Annotated in this window: 16 protein-coding genes; 4 read left to right on the top strand and 12 right to left on the bottom strand. The window is 63.5% G+C overall.

The genetic code is table 11. The annotated features are described in order from the left end of the window. The first annotated feature begins 62 nt into the window (after positions 1–62). Entirely contained in the window at positions 63–473 is a 411-nt protein-coding gene (locus ACSYDV_RS18630) for a BLUF domain-containing protein (RefSeq protein ID WP_438325325.1), read from the top strand. 122 nt (positions 474–595) lie between these two features. Here ACSYDV_RS18630 and groL read toward each other — a convergent pair whose 3' ends face one another. Further along, positions 596–2,215 carry a chaperonin GroEL gene (groL, locus tag ACSYDV_RS18625; protein ID WP_438325323.1) on the bottom strand — a complete coding sequence of 540 codons (1,620 nt, stop codon included), beginning with the start codon at positions 2,213–2,215 and terminating at the stop codon, positions 596–598. Positions 2,216–2,264: 49 nt separating this feature from the next. After that, positions 2,265–2,579, bottom strand: a complete 315-nt coding sequence (gene groES, locus ACSYDV_RS18620) for a co-chaperone GroES (RefSeq protein WP_438325321.1) — start codon at positions 2,577–2,579, stop codon at positions 2,265–2,267. Positions 2,580–2,841: 262 nt separating this feature from the next. On the opposite strand from groES, the gene ACSYDV_RS18615 reads away from it, so the two are divergent. Continuing rightward, the gene (locus ACSYDV_RS18615; protein WP_058538762.1) at positions 2,842–3,069 is read left to right on the top strand and encodes a hypothetical protein; all 228 of its coding nucleotides are present in this window, start codon (positions 2,842–2,844) and stop codon (positions 3,067–3,069) included. Beyond that, entirely contained in the window at positions 3,066–3,335 is a 270-nt protein-coding gene (locus tag ACSYDV_RS18610; RefSeq protein WP_438325319.1) for an usg protein, read from the top strand. Before ACSYDV_RS18615 ends, ACSYDV_RS18610 begins: the two co-directional genes overlap by 4 nt. 100 nt (positions 3,336–3,435) lie before the next feature. On the opposite strand, the gene ACSYDV_RS18605 is transcribed toward ACSYDV_RS18610, so the two are convergent. Both ACSYDV_RS18605 and ACSYDV_RS18600 read right to left on the bottom strand, forming a co-directional pair. Then, positions 3,436–3,912, bottom strand: a complete 477-nt coding sequence (locus ACSYDV_RS18605) for an Hsp20 family protein (RefSeq protein WP_438325317.1) — start codon at positions 3,910–3,912, stop codon at positions 3,436–3,438. Between the two features lie 229 nt (positions 3,913–4,141). Continuing rightward, on the bottom strand, positions 4,142–4,327 hold the full coding sequence (locus ACSYDV_RS18600; RefSeq protein WP_438325316.1) for a YdcH family protein: 186 nt from the start codon (positions 4,325–4,327) through the stop codon (positions 4,142–4,144). Positions 4,328–4,739: 412 nt separating this feature from the next. On the opposite strand from ACSYDV_RS18600, the gene ACSYDV_RS18595 reads away from it, so the two are divergent. Further along, the gene (locus ACSYDV_RS18595) at positions 4,740–5,465 is read left to right on the top strand and encodes a haloacid dehalogenase type II (protein ID WP_438325315.1); all 726 of its coding nucleotides are present in this window, start codon (positions 4,740–4,742) and stop codon (positions 5,463–5,465) included. Between the two features lie 35 nt (positions 5,466–5,500). Here ACSYDV_RS18595 and ACSYDV_RS18590 read toward each other — a convergent pair whose 3' ends face one another. The 8 genes from ACSYDV_RS18590 to ACSYDV_RS18555 form a co-directional block, all read right to left on the bottom strand. Next, positions 5,501–5,638: a hypothetical protein gene (locus ACSYDV_RS18590; RefSeq protein WP_438325314.1), complete on the bottom strand. Its 138-nt coding sequence runs from the start codon at positions 5,636–5,638 to the stop codon at positions 5,501–5,503. Between the two features lie 29 nt (positions 5,639–5,667). Then, entirely contained in the window at positions 5,668–6,864 is a 1,197-nt protein-coding gene (locus tag ACSYDV_RS18585; RefSeq protein WP_438325313.1) for a multidrug effflux MFS transporter, read from the bottom strand. Between the two features lie 50 nt (positions 6,865–6,914). Next, positions 6,915–7,946, bottom strand: coding sequence for an NADP-dependent oxidoreductase (locus ACSYDV_RS18580; protein WP_438325312.1), 1,032 nt, complete (start codon positions 7,944–7,946; stop codon positions 6,915–6,917). A 1-nt stretch (position 7,947) separates the two neighbouring features. Then, positions 7,948–8,433, bottom strand: a complete 486-nt coding sequence (locus ACSYDV_RS18575; RefSeq protein ID WP_438325311.1) for a PaaI family thioesterase — start codon at positions 8,431–8,433, stop codon at positions 7,948–7,950. Positions 8,434–8,438: 5 nt separating this feature from the next. Continuing rightward, the gene (locus ACSYDV_RS18570; protein WP_438325310.1) at positions 8,439–9,134 is read right to left on the bottom strand and encodes an SDR family NAD(P)-dependent oxidoreductase; all 696 of its coding nucleotides are present in this window, start codon (positions 9,132–9,134) and stop codon (positions 8,439–8,441) included. Then, a complete protein-coding gene (locus ACSYDV_RS18565) occupies positions 9,131–9,724 on the bottom strand; it encodes a 2-hydroxychromene-2-carboxylate isomerase (RefSeq protein ID WP_438325309.1) in 594 nt (197 codons plus the stop codon). Before ACSYDV_RS18565 ends, ACSYDV_RS18570 begins: the two co-directional genes overlap by 4 nt. Then, on the bottom strand, positions 9,721–10,221 hold the full coding sequence (locus ACSYDV_RS18560; RefSeq protein ID WP_438325308.1) for a winged helix-turn-helix transcriptional regulator: 501 nt from the start codon (positions 10,219–10,221) through the stop codon (positions 9,721–9,723). The genes ACSYDV_RS18565 and ACSYDV_RS18560 overlap by 4 nt, the downstream gene beginning before the upstream one ends. Positions 10,222–11,050: 829 nt before the next feature. Beyond that, on the bottom strand, positions 11,051–12,013 hold the full coding sequence (locus ACSYDV_RS18555; protein ID WP_438325307.1) for an alpha/beta hydrolase: 963 nt from the start codon (positions 12,011–12,013) through the stop codon (positions 11,051–11,053). Positions 12,014–12,045: the final 32 nt, after the last annotated feature.

Here is a 12,045-nt window from a genome sequence, read left to right as displayed (position 1 = left end):
CAGGTGCGTCTTTTAGGGCGTGCGAACCCGGTTGTTGCAGTGCACCATAGTGGATGGAGGATATGAGTAATCTCGCCTGCTGGATGTATGTAAGCAGAGCGCATGTTCCTCGCGAATGCGCTGATGAGGTAATCGACGCGATCGTTGCCGTGTCACGGCCCCGCAATGCGGCGCTCCAAGTCACAGGCGCGCTTGTGTTTAGCGGTGACAGCTTCGCCCAGATCATCGAGGGACCGGCCGAGGCGGTGGCCGAGCTGCGCGCGTGCATTTCGCGCGATTCGCGCCACCGGGAGCTGTTGACGCTGGTCGATGGAGAACGAAGCAGCCGGGATTTTGCAGATTGGTCGCTCGCTTATTCCGGCACTGCCCTGTTCGTCGCACGCGAGCTCGAGCGGATACGGGCTGATATGCATTCCGAGCCCCATCAGTCCCAGCGCGATCTTCGGCGGTTGTTGGGAGAGCTTTCGTCTTAGAGAGCGAAACGGCCGTAAATCATTATACTGGCGGCTACCGATATGGTCCCATTCTCCGGTTACGGGAAATTTCGCGCACCAACCGGGTGGGGGCGGCAAGTTTCCCCGCCGCCCCCCGATGATCAGAAGTCCATCGCCGGCATCGGCGCGGCCTTCTCTTCCTTCGGCAGCTCGGCGACGAGCGCCTCCGTGGTGATCAGCAGCGACGCAACCGACGCGGCATCCTGAAGCGCGGTGCGCACGACCTTCGCGGGATCGATCACGCCGGCCTTGACGAGGTCCTGATATTCGCCGGTCGCGGCGTTGAAGCCCCAGCTATACTCCTCGCTTTCGAGCAGCTTGCCGACGATCCATGCGCCGTCCTCGCCGGCATTGTCGGCGATCTGGCGCGCCGGGGCGCGGAGTGCGCGGCGGACGATGTCGATGCCCGACTGCTGGTCGTCGTTTGCGGCCTTGAGGCCTTCGAGCGCCTTCAGCGAGCGCAGCAGCGCGATGCCGCCGCCGGGCAGGATGCCTTCCTCGACCGCCGCGCGGGTCGCGTGGAGCGCGTCGTCGACGCGGTCCTTCTTCTCCTTGACCTCAACCTCGGTGGCGCCGCCGACGTGGATCACCGCGACGCCGCCCGCGAGCTTGGCAAGCCGCTCCTGCAGCTTCTCGCGATCATAATCGCTGGTCGTCGTCTCGATCTGCTGGCGGATCTGCGCGACACGCCCGTCGATGTCGGACTTGGTGCCGACGCCGTCGACGATCGTCGTATTATCCTTGTTGATGACGACCTTTTTGGCGCGTCCGAGCATGTTGATTGTGACGCTCTCGAGCGTGATGCCGAGTTCTTCGCTGACGACATTGCCGCCGGTGAGTACCGCGATATCCTCGAGCATCGCCTTGCGGCGGTCGCCGAAGCCCGGCGCCTTGACCGCCGCGACCTTGAGCCCGCCGCGCAGGCGATTGACGACGAGCGTCGCGAGCGCATCGCCCTCGACATCCTCGGCGATGATCAGCAGCGGCCGGCCCGACTGCACGACGCTCTCGAGCAGCGGCAGCATCGCCTGCAGGTTCGACAGCTTCTTCTCGTGGATGAGGATATAGGGGTCTTCGAGTTCGACCTTCAGCTTCTCGGCATTGGTGATGAAATAGGGGCTGAGGTAGCCGCGATCGAACTGCATCCCCTCGACCGTCTCGAGTTCGGTCGCGAGGCTTTTCGCTTCCTCGACGGTGATCACGCCTTCGTTGCCGACCTTCTCCATCGCTTCCGCGAGGATGCGGCCGACTTCTTCATCGCCATTGGCCGAGATGGTCGCGACCTGCGCGATCTCGCTGTTCGCCTCGACCGACTTCGCATGCGCCTTGAGGTCTTCGACGACCTTGGTCACGGCAAGATCGATGCCGCGCTTGACGTCCATCGGGTTCATCCCGGCGGCGACCGCCTTCGATCCTTCGCGGACGATCGCCTGCGCGAGCACGGTCGCAGTGGTCGTGCCGTCGCCAGCCTTGTCGTTCTGTTTGCTCGCGACTTCGCGCAGCATCTGCGCGCCCATATTCTCGAACTTGTCGGCAAGCTCGATTTCCTTGGCGACGGTGACGCCGTCCTTGGTGATGCGCGGTGCGCCGAAGCTTTTGTCGATCACGACGTTGCGGCCCTTGGGACCCAGCGTGACCTTCACCGCATTCGCAAGCGTATCCACGCCGCGCAGCATGCGATCACGCGCGTCCGATGAAAACTTCACTTCCTTGGCAGCCATTGGTGCAACTCCTTTCCTGTTACTGGCTGAATTTAGAAATGGCGGCCGATCAAGCCGCCTGCTTGAGCGCCTCGGTCTGCTCGATCACGCCGAGGATGTCGCTCTCCTTCATGATGAGCAGTTCCTCGCCGTCGATCTTGACCTCGGTGCCCGACCATTTGCCGAACAGGATCCGGTCACCGGCCTGAACGTCGAGCGCGGCGATGCTGCCGTCCTCGGCGCGGGTGCCCGGGCCGACGGCGACGACTTCGCCTTCCTGCGGCTTTTCCTTGGCGGTGTCGGGAATGATGATGCCGCCCGAGGTCTTCTCCTCGGCTTCGATGCGGCGGACGACCACACGGTCGTGCAAGGGACGGAAATGCATGCATTAACCTCCATGTTGCATAACGATATGATAAGCCGGCGCGCCTGTCCGGGGCGCGTGGCGCCGAAGAGCTAGGAAGCGATTTTTTTGGCTTCAAGAGGGTTGGCAAAAATTTTTTTGACGACGGCTCTGGCCTGAAACAAATGTCCCTTATCAACGGCCTGACCGCTCTTGACTCGACTCGCTTGCTTTCCAAAATATGTCCCTGCGGCGTTTCGCCGCACGACGAGAAAGGATTGGCGACAAGGAAGGAGGCACGATCATGTCCGAGCCATTTTCCCGTTTTCTTCACCCCTTCGACGTGGCGCGTCACCCGAGCCTCGAGCCCGAGGTCAAGCGCGCACTCCTGGCATCCTGGGCGTCGGACCACTCTGCGGTCCGCAACAAGCCTGCCTTGCGCAAGCCGCCGGGCGCACGCCGCGCCGTGCCGGTCGACGATGTGCTCGCGGCGCTCCGCTCGCTCGATGGCGGTGAGGCGCGCGCGCCATGACCGACCGCGCCCTGATTGCGCAGCTGGACGGCTATGGGCTGACGACGGCCGAAATCCACTATTACCGGCCCGATTATCCCTCGCTGCTCCAGCTGTACGTCTGGCAGGATTATGATCTTCCGCCGGACTTTCCGGTGCTGTTCGATTTCCTGGCGATGTGGCGGCGCCAGATCGAGGCGGCGCTCCACTCGTTACGGATCGCGCATGATGCGCTGATCGGCCCTGCCGAGTGGCGCGCGGCCGATATCATCCGCGCAATCGACTAGCGGGAGACGAGGGCGTTTTTGCCTGCCCGGCGGATTAGCCGGACAGCTTCGCTAGAGATAAGAAAGCGGGGCCGCTGTCAAACAGCGGTCCCGCAGCACGTCAGGCGTTTTCGAGCGCCTTTTCCTTCGATGATCCGATCCGGCGCGGTTCGGTGCTGTTGCCGATCTCGATCTTGCGCGGCTTCATTGCCTCGGGGATGACCCGGTTGAGCTCGATCGCGAGCAGACCATCGGCGAAGCTCGCGCTGCCGACCTCGATATAATCGGCGAGCTGGAAGCGCCGTTCGAAGGCACGGCGCGCGATGCCGCGATGCAGATAGGTCCGGTTGGTATCGTCTTCGGCAGGCTTGCCCATGACGGTCAGCTGGTTCTGCTGCGCCACGATCTCGATCTCCTCGGGTTTGAAGCCCGGGACCGCGAGCGTAACGCGGAAGCGGTCGTCGGCCTCGCGCAGGATGTCGAAGGCGGGATAGCCGTCGGACGTCTCGCTGCGCTGCCCTTTCTCGAGCAGGTCGAAGAGATGGTCGAAACCCACCGTCGAGCGGCGGTAGGGGGTGAAGTCAAAATCGGTTCTCATTTCCAAATCCTCCTGATTGAAGCAATTCGGGCATGAGATGCGCCGGTACACGAAGCCGGCGCTCTCCATGTCCTGCAGACCCGGACAATCCGGCATCCGGAGAAAAAATTAGTAAGCCGTTTTCCGGTTTCAAGACATGTCGCCGACGCCGGATTGCAGCTCGTCGCAGATGCGGAAACGGCGACGGTAGCTGAAGACACGGAGCCGCGATGCGCGGCTCCGTGACAGGTCAGGCGAAGCGGCTGCCGCTGATGTCACCGCTCCACGCGGTTATCTGGTCCTTGACCGCCCGCTTCAGCTTCTTGAGCCGCGCGATCAGCACCTCGTCGGGCCGGCGCTGGCGCGCTGCCCGGTCGATTTCGGCTTCGAGGCGGGCATGCTCGCGCCGGAGATATTCGATATGTGTGCTGGACATCTTCTTCTCCATGCCAAGTTGAGGATGTTGCAGCCCGATCGGCTGCGGCGAGGATATAGGAAAGGCGGCGACCTGATTTCAATGGGTTGAGGTTCCATTGGCATTCACGGCGGTGCGCGCAATAACCGCCATGAGAATGACGAGTTTCTAGCTTCTCGGCCCCGCTATCTTGGGTCGGGGTCCGCAAGCAGACCATTTCCTGGCGGCCAGAGCCGGCGGCTCTGAAATCGGTGGCGATACAATTGGGGGAGGGTAGCCGCGAGCTCTTGCATCATCGCACCCGCGATCCATAGTGAAGAAGGGTACGATATCCTTCATTCGGCAACGACAACCTTTGGCGGGGATTTGTGATTGTGGTTCGGCTTTCTTCGACAAATGCCAAGATCCTTGTGGCCGCTTTGGAGCGGGTCGCGTGACCGACGCGCTGCGGCCAAAGGCGCTGGCGTTCGACGTGTTCGGAACCGTGGTTGACTGGCGCACCAGCGTGATCCGCGAAACCACAGCATTTCTGGCACGGGTCGGTCGGGTCGATGTCGATGCAGAGGGCTTCTCGGACGCGTGGCGCTTCCGCTACATTGATGTGATGCGCGCCTTTCGTGAGTCCGGGCGAGGGTTCGTGACGCTCGATGTGTTGCACCGTGAAATGCTCGAGCAGACGCTGCGCGCAGTCGATATCGACCCGGCGGGGCTCGGCGAAGATTTTCTCGGCGACTGGACGCGCGCATGGCACCGGCTCGATCCGTGGCCCGATGCGGTTGCGGGGTTAACGCGGCTAAAGTCGCGCTTTCCGATGGTCACGCTCTCCAACGGAAATATCGAATTGCTGATGACGATGGCGCGGCGCGCCGGCTTGCCGTGGGACGCGCTGCTCGGGGCCGAGGTCACGCGCACCTACAAGCCCGACCCTGAAGCCTATCTCGGTACCGCGAGGATACTCGGCATCGCTCCGGAAGAACTTTGCCTCGTCGCCGCACATCACAGCGATCTTGCCGCCGCGCGGGCCTGCGGGCTGATGACGGCCTATATCGACCGCCCGCAGGAATATGGAGGACGTCCGGCTCCCGATGCCGGCGCGGCGCAGACGTGGAACTGGATGACGGACAGCCTCACCGGTCTCGCGGATTTGCTCGACTGCTGATGCGGCAGCACAGGTCGTGGCGAGGTTCGATTGGCTCAGTTTCTGGCCTCAAGCTCGCGAATGCGCTCACGGAGTCTATCGATTTCCGCGGCGAGTATTTCGGCATCGCTCCGGCTCGCCATGGTTCCTATTTCTTCCAGACGACGCAGCCAATCGACCAAACGCTTGAACACTCTCACCTCCCATTAAAAGCGCGGCATAATCATGTGTTTGATATTGGCGCGCTTGCGAAGTCGGAGCGATTGCGCAGCGCCGGATAGAAGATAAGGGCAGCAAGAAATGTGCCGCCGCAAACGACGAGCGCATAGGCCGCCGCCGTGCCGATCGGCAGCGCGCCGATCAGCGCGGTGCCGAGCGCCGCGCATCCCATTTGCAGGAAGCCAAGCAAGGCCGAGGCGATGCCCGCGCGGTCGCCGAAGGGCTCGAGGGCGAGCGCCGTCGCCACCGGATTGACCAGGCCCATGCCGCCCAGAAACAAGGTCACGGCCGCCATGAACGGGATCTGCGTCGGCGCGCCTCCCTGGAGGAGAAGCCAAAGACCGCCCGTCAGCGCGATCAGGATGCCCGCCATGGCGACGCGCGGTCCGCCCCAGCGCCGGACCAGCCGGGCGGTCATCAATCCGCTGCCGAAGACGACCGCGACGGTCGCGGCGAAAAAGAAGCTGAGCCCGGCGGCGCTGAATCCCAAATTGGCCATGAGGATCGCGGGCGCGGCCCCGAAGAAGCTGTAGAGACAGCCGATAACGAGGCTCACGGCAAGCGCAGGCCGGATAAATCGGGGATCGCGCGCGAGCCCGGCATAGGTCTGCGCAATCGCTGCCGGCCTTGCCGAACGCCGCTGCGCGGCGGGCAAGGTCTCGCCTGCGTTGACCCAGTAACAAACCGCGACCAGCGCGCCCGCGCCGGCGACGAGCAGAAAGACGCTGCGCCAGCCGAGCAGCGATGTCATGGCAGTGCCGAGCGCCGGCGAAAAGCCGGGCGCGGCGGCCATCGCGATCATAACCAGCGCGAGCGCGCGCGTCAGCGCGGGACCATGGTACAGGTCGCGGGCGATGGCGCGGGCGAGCACCGAAGCTGCGCAAGCGCCGAGCGCCTGGATGGCGCGGCCCGCGAGCATGACGGGCAGCGAAGGCGCCAACGCACAAATCAGGCTGCCGACGACGAAGATCGCCAGCCCTCCAAGGACGAACGGCGCGCGTCCGGTGGCATCCGCCATGGGGCCGACGATCAGCTGGCCGAGCGCGAAGACGATGAAGAAGATCGAGAGCGTCCAGGCCAGTTCGTGCGGCAACGCTCCGAGTGCACGCGCCATGTCGGGAAAGGCGGGCAGCATGATGTTGGTGGCAAGCGCGCCGAGCGCGGCCAGGCTCGCCAGCAGAATCAGTCGGCCTGCTGTCAATCCATCGTTGCCACCCTCGGTGGCTAGGGCCCTTGTGTCCGGGGGAATTGTCACCCTGCCGCGGGTTTCAGGATCTGCGGAGGATTTTCAGTGACCGCGATAACCACCTTTCCCCGTGCGCGCCCTGACGCCACGCGCTCTATCGCTTCGGAGGTTTCGGCGAAGGCGAACATGCTGTCGAATATGGGCCGTATGGCGCCAGCCTCGACGAGGGTCGCGATCTCGGCCAGCTGGTTGCCCTCGGCACGCATGAACAGGAAGCTGTAATCCACACCGCGTTTTCGGGCCTTGCGCCGGATCTTGAAGCTGAGGAGGCGCATCACCAGCCGGACGACGACGTTCGCTCCGATGTCGCGCGCGAAGGCCGCGTCGGGCGGGCCGGAGAGCGAGATGAGCTTGCCGCCCGGCTTCAGGACTGCGAGCGACTTTTCGAGAACGTCCGGGCCGAGCGTGTTGAGGACCACGTCATAGTCGCGGAGCTTCTCGGAAAAATCCTCTTTCCGGTAGTCGATGGCGACATCGGCGCCGAGGCTCTTCACCATGGCGATATTGTCGGTGCCCGCGGTCGTTGCCACGGTGGCGCCGAGATGCTTCGCGAGCTGGATCGCGACCGTTCCGACTCCGCCCGAGCCGGCGTGGATCAGCACTTTCTGCCCAGGCGCTAGCCTCGCGCGTTCGACCAGAGCCTGCCACGCGGTCAGCGCGACGAGCGGCAAGGCTGCGGCCTCGGCCATGGTCAGGCTTGGGGGTTTGAGCGCCAGGTCGGCTTCGTCGATCGCGATCCGCTCGGCAAAAGTGCCGATGCGGTCCTTGTTCGGGCAGGCATAGACCTCGTCGCCGATCCGGAAGCGCTGCGCGGCCGCGCCCAGCGCCACCACCGTGCCGGCGAGGTCGCTGCCGAGGATGAAGGGCATCTTGTGCGGGAGGAGCGCCTTGAACTCGCCCTCGCGCAATTTGACGTCGATCGGATTGACGCTCGCGGCGGCGATGGCCACCACAACCTGTCCAGGCCCCGCCACCGGATCGGGAACATCGCGCAGCGACAGCTCGCCCTTATAGGCGTCGATGGCAAAAGCCTTCATCTCATTGTCCTTGTTCGATCGTGCCCTGGCCCGGCACATGCGGCCGCGCGTCGAAGACGAGCAGGGTCGAGGTCGCGGTGGCGCAAAGACGACCCTCGCCGTCGTGAAGCGTGGCTTCGGAAAAACCGACGCGGCTGCCCAGCGATATGACGCGGCCAACCGCTCGCACCGTGCCGCTATTCTCGGTCAGCGCCCGCAGATAGGAGATCTTCAACTCGAGCGTCGTGTGGCCCTTGTCGGGGCCGAGCTGCGAGGCGACGGCAACGCCGCAGGCGCTGTCGAGCAGCGTCGCGGCATAGCCGCCATGGACCGAGCCGAGCGGATTATAGACGCTGCGGTCTGGACGTCCCTCGAACACAGCCTTGCCGCGCTCGACCTCGACCAGTCTGAAACCGAGGGTGGACCCCATTGGCGGTTGTGAGCCGTTTTCGATCCACGCCCTCAGTTGTGCCAGCCCATCGAGGCCGCTTGCGTCGGCAGCGTCCATCATCCTCACCAAGGCTCGTGGAAGGGGCGAACTTCCGCAAGGAATGACCAGGCGTCGCGCGGCTGGTGCGCGAGATGGAAGACTTCGCCGGCGATCGAGGCTGGCGATATGAAGAAATCGTCTGGCTTGTTTGGTTGCATCTCACGCTGCCACGGCACATCGATCGCGGCGTCGATGATCAGATAGGCAACATGGACACCTTTCGGCCCGAGATCGCGCGCGAGCGATTCCGCGAGGATGCGCTGGGCCGCCTTGGTCGGCGCGAATCCGGCGAAAGCGGCGCGTCCGCGCTGCGCCGAGGTATTGCCGGTGACGATCAGCGCGCCTTCGCCTGCAGCGATCATCGCAGGCGTGGTGAGCCGCGCGAGATGAAAAAGCGCCATCGTGTTGATGTTGAAATTACGCTGGAGGACCTCCGCCTCGATCTGCGAAAAGGTGCCGAACGCGCCGCCGACCGCATTATGCACCACGACCTTCGGAGCGCCGACACTGTCGATCGCCTGCTTGAGGGCATCGACATCGCTCACGTCGCAGGGGAGAGCGATGGTATCAGGAATTTCCTTTTCCAGCGCTGCGAGCCGGTCGGCGTCGCGCGCGAGCATCGCGACGCGATAACCGCCTTCGGCAAACCGCCGGACGACCGATGCGCCGGTTCCGGGGCCGACCCCAGTCACAAGGGCGAGAGGTTTGGTGCTGCTCATGCTGCTGTCTCCAGGCGCGCAAGTTCCTCGCGCACGAAATCCAGCCGGTCGTTGCCGAAGAATAACGTGTCGCCGACGAAGACCGAGGGCGAGCCGAACACGCCGCGCTCGACCGCTTCCTCGGTATTGGCGTCAAGCTGCGCGACCACGTCCGGCGCGTCGATGCGCGCTGCAATCGGAGCGGTGTCCAGCCCGGCCGCGCCGATCGCAGCGAGGATGTCGTCGATCGTCGCGAGGGTTTTTCCCTCGCTCCAGCACGCGCGGTACAGTGCGAGGGTGATCGCGTCCGCTTCTTCGGGCGACGCCGCGGCGAGCACCGCGCGCGAACAGGCATCGCCATCATTATCGCGCATGTTCGACGGGTTGAGCATCACACCATAACGGGCCGCCCAGCGGCCGAGATCGGCGCGCGCATAGAGCCCCTTGGCCGCGCAGGTGATCGTCGTCGGGACATTGCCGACCTTGTCCATCACCGTCAGGATCTTCATCGGACGCAGGTTGATGGCGACGTCCATGTCGCGCAGCTGGGTGAAGGCCAGATATCCGTATGGACTGCGAAAGTCGTAAAACAGGTCGATTTGCTGCGTCATTGGGTAGCTCCTGTGCTGGGTTCAAGTAGGCGTCGCACCATGTCGTCGGCGCCGGGGCCGGGACGAAGCTGCACGCGCGCGGTCGGGACCGGTTGGCCGGTCTCGGCATCGACCAGCGCCAGAACGAGCGAGTGTCCGCTCTCGCGATCGACCATCTCCATCGTCGGCTGGCCATATCCGCTGGCATCCCAGCGATCGCCCCATTCGCGAAGCGCGACGCTGACTTTCCACAGGTCGCGGCCTTTCGGTGTGAGGCGATATTCGTCGCGTGGGGGGCGCTCCTGATAGCGCACGCGCTCGACGATGCCCGCTGCGGCGAGATGCTTTAGGCGGGCGGCGAGGGTGGCGTCGGGAATGCCCGTGCTGGCGCGCAGTTCGTCGTATCGGCTGAGGCCCAGTGACAGGTCGCGGATCAGCAGCAGCGCCCAACGATCTCCGATCGCTTCGAGCGCGCCTGCGATCGAGCAGCGCATTCCGGCGAATGATTTTGGTTTCATGGCATCCGACTCTCTTGACTTCAATAATTGAAGTAAGTTCGAAGTCCCAGCGATGCAAGCGAATTCACACGGTACGTGAAAGCCTCCGTTGCAGGAGTTTGGAGCACTCACTAGCGCCACGTTGCGCGCCGCATCAGATTTGGCGTGGAACGAGGGCAGCTCGCTTTGTCATGCAAAAATTCGCAGCAACAATCGGCAGGACATGCGGGGGTCACCTGCCCGAAGTTTGGATGGTTCTATGCCGCGGCTGAGACGCATAAAGCCAAAGTCCGCTTCTTCGGATTCTGGCATGAAAGCGGTCTGACCGCTGTCGGTCAAAAATGGATACCCTCTAGCATTCCTCTCCCACGATCCGGCGTCCGTATCGCTTTGCAGGAGGGGGCGCCACCGGTGCAGGGTTCATTATCCGCCAGATCGCGCCAGCTATGCGCACTTCCTGGAAGTCGTCGCCGTCTCCGCCAGCTGCCATGTCGGCTTCACGGATGTAGCCCTGTGCTCGAAGATATTGAGCGGCCGCAGCGCGGGCCACTTCCAGGGCAGCTTGATTCTCCAAACGTCGATCCTTCCAATTTTCGAGCCGTATTGCACCGCAATGCTGTTAGCGTGGGGAAGCCGAAAACGCGCCGTAATCCTGCTTTGCCGGGGAAAATCAAAAATCGTCAAAAGGCGGTGGGCCGTCCGGCTTTATGTGATTTGCCGTCGCGCTTGCCGGTAGCTGGATCGGGAACGGGCTCGAGAAAATTTGGTCGGCTTTTCGCTCTGTTTCTCCAAAAGCGGCCTGACTGCTAACGGCCAGCACCGCCACGCCGAAGCGCGGCGTTACAGATGTTCAATCAGCCAATTCGGGTTCTCGGGTCGTGACCGCACCGCCTAAATGCTCACTCAGGAAAGGTAGAATCTTTTCCATGGCGATCCCAACCGGTTCGGGTTTGTCGTAGAGATCATAGTGCGACCAGCCCTCGATGACGACGAGTAGCTTCTGCTTCGACGCGGCGCGGCCATATATTTCCATGCCGTCGCGATAGGCGCCGAAGCCGCCCGGCTTATCGCCGATCACGACCATCATTGGCTGGGTCAGCAGCGTGTCGGCAAAGGCGAAGGCGTCCCAGGCCATTGCAGGCGCGGCATGCGAGAAAAGCATCCGTGTCCCCGAGCCCTCGGCCGGGCAGCGGTTGCGGTAATAGTCGGTGGCCTCGAGCACGTCGATGTCGGTGATGCCCGCGGCTTTTCCCTGTTCGACGCTAGCCGGCAGGAACATGTCGATGCGGTCGTCGGCGCCTGCATTCTCGGCCGTGCGCTGTGCCGCCATGTTTTCAAGCGCACCCACGGCATCGAAGTTGCTGAAGCCTTCGCGCATGAGCCGTCCGAAGTTGACGCCGGTGATGCTGACGAGTGCCTTGATCCGCTTGTCGATGATCGCGGCCTTGATCGAATAGCCGCCCCCGCCGCAGATGCCGAGGATGCCGATCCGGTCGGGATCGACATAGGGGAGCGTCTGGAGATAATCGATGACGTCGCGATAATCCCTAACCCGCTGCTCGGGGTCTTCGATCCAGCGCGGTTCGCCGCCGCTGCCGCCCTGAAAGCTGGCATCGGGCACGATGACGACGAAGCCAGCCTTCGCGAGCGCCGCGCCATAGATGTTACCGGCCGTTTGCTCCTTGCAACTGCCGATAGGGTGGTTTGACACCATCGCCGGGTAGCGCTTCGCTGCGTCGAAATCCGGCGGGAAGTGAAGATTTGCGGCGATATCCCAAGTCATGCCGGGATTCCGGATGCTGATTGTTTCCATGGTCCTTCCTCCTGAGCGGGGCCGACCCCACC

This window comes from Sphingopyxis selenitireducens (assembly GCF_051550705.1).
In the GTDB taxonomy this organism is placed as follows: domain Bacteria; phylum Pseudomonadota; class Alphaproteobacteria; order Sphingomonadales; family Sphingomonadaceae; genus Sphingopyxis.
This window is presented reverse-complemented; position numbering and strand designations above follow the sequence as displayed.

What these genes read in the sequence shown, in the direction of transcription:
- ACSYDV_RS18600 (WP_438325316.1), bottom strand. Translation starts at nt 4,327, where the DNA reads ATGTCCAGCACACATATCGAATATCTCCGGCGCGAGCATGCCCGCCTC.
- ACSYDV_RS18630 (WP_438325325.1), top strand. Translation starts at nt 63, where the DNA reads ATGAGTAATCTCGCCTGCTGGATGTATGTAAGCAGAGCGCATGTTCCT.
- ACSYDV_RS18555 (WP_438325307.1), bottom strand. Translation starts at nt 12,013, where the DNA reads ATGGAAACAATCAGCATCCGGAATCCCGGCATGACTTGGGATATCGCC.
- ACSYDV_RS18580 (WP_438325312.1), bottom strand. Translation starts at nt 7,946, where the DNA reads ATGAAGGCTTTTGCCATCGACGCCTATAAGGGCGAGCTGTCGCTGCGC.
- ACSYDV_RS18575 (WP_438325311.1), bottom strand. Translation starts at nt 8,433, where the DNA reads ATGGACGCTGCCGACGCAAGCGGCCTCGATGGGCTGGCACAACTGAGG.
- ACSYDV_RS18565 (WP_438325309.1), bottom strand. Translation starts at nt 9,724, where the DNA reads ATGACGCAGCAAATCGACCTGTTTTACGACTTTCGCAGTCCATACGGA.
- ACSYDV_RS18570 (WP_438325310.1), bottom strand. Translation starts at nt 9,134, where the DNA reads ATGAGCAGCACCAAACCTCTCGCCCTTGTGACTGGGGTCGGCCCCGGA.
- ACSYDV_RS18615 (WP_058538762.1), top strand. Translation starts at nt 2,842, where the DNA reads ATGTCCGAGCCATTTTCCCGTTTTCTTCACCCCTTCGACGTGGCGCGT.
- ACSYDV_RS18610 (WP_438325319.1), top strand. Translation starts at nt 3,066, where the DNA reads ATGACCGACCGCGCCCTGATTGCGCAGCTGGACGGCTATGGGCTGACG.
- ACSYDV_RS18605 (WP_438325317.1), bottom strand. Translation starts at nt 3,912, where the DNA reads ATGAGAACCGATTTTGACTTCACCCCCTACCGCCGCTCGACGGTGGGT.
- groL (WP_438325323.1), bottom strand. Translation starts at nt 2,215, where the DNA reads ATGGCTGCCAAGGAAGTGAAGTTTTCATCGGACGCGCGTGATCGCATG.
- ACSYDV_RS18560 (WP_438325308.1), bottom strand. Translation starts at nt 10,221, where the DNA reads ATGAAACCAAAATCATTCGCCGGAATGCGCTGCTCGATCGCAGGCGCG.
- groES (WP_438325321.1), bottom strand. Translation starts at nt 2,579, where the DNA reads ATGCATTTCCGTCCCTTGCACGACCGTGTGGTCGTCCGCCGCATCGAA.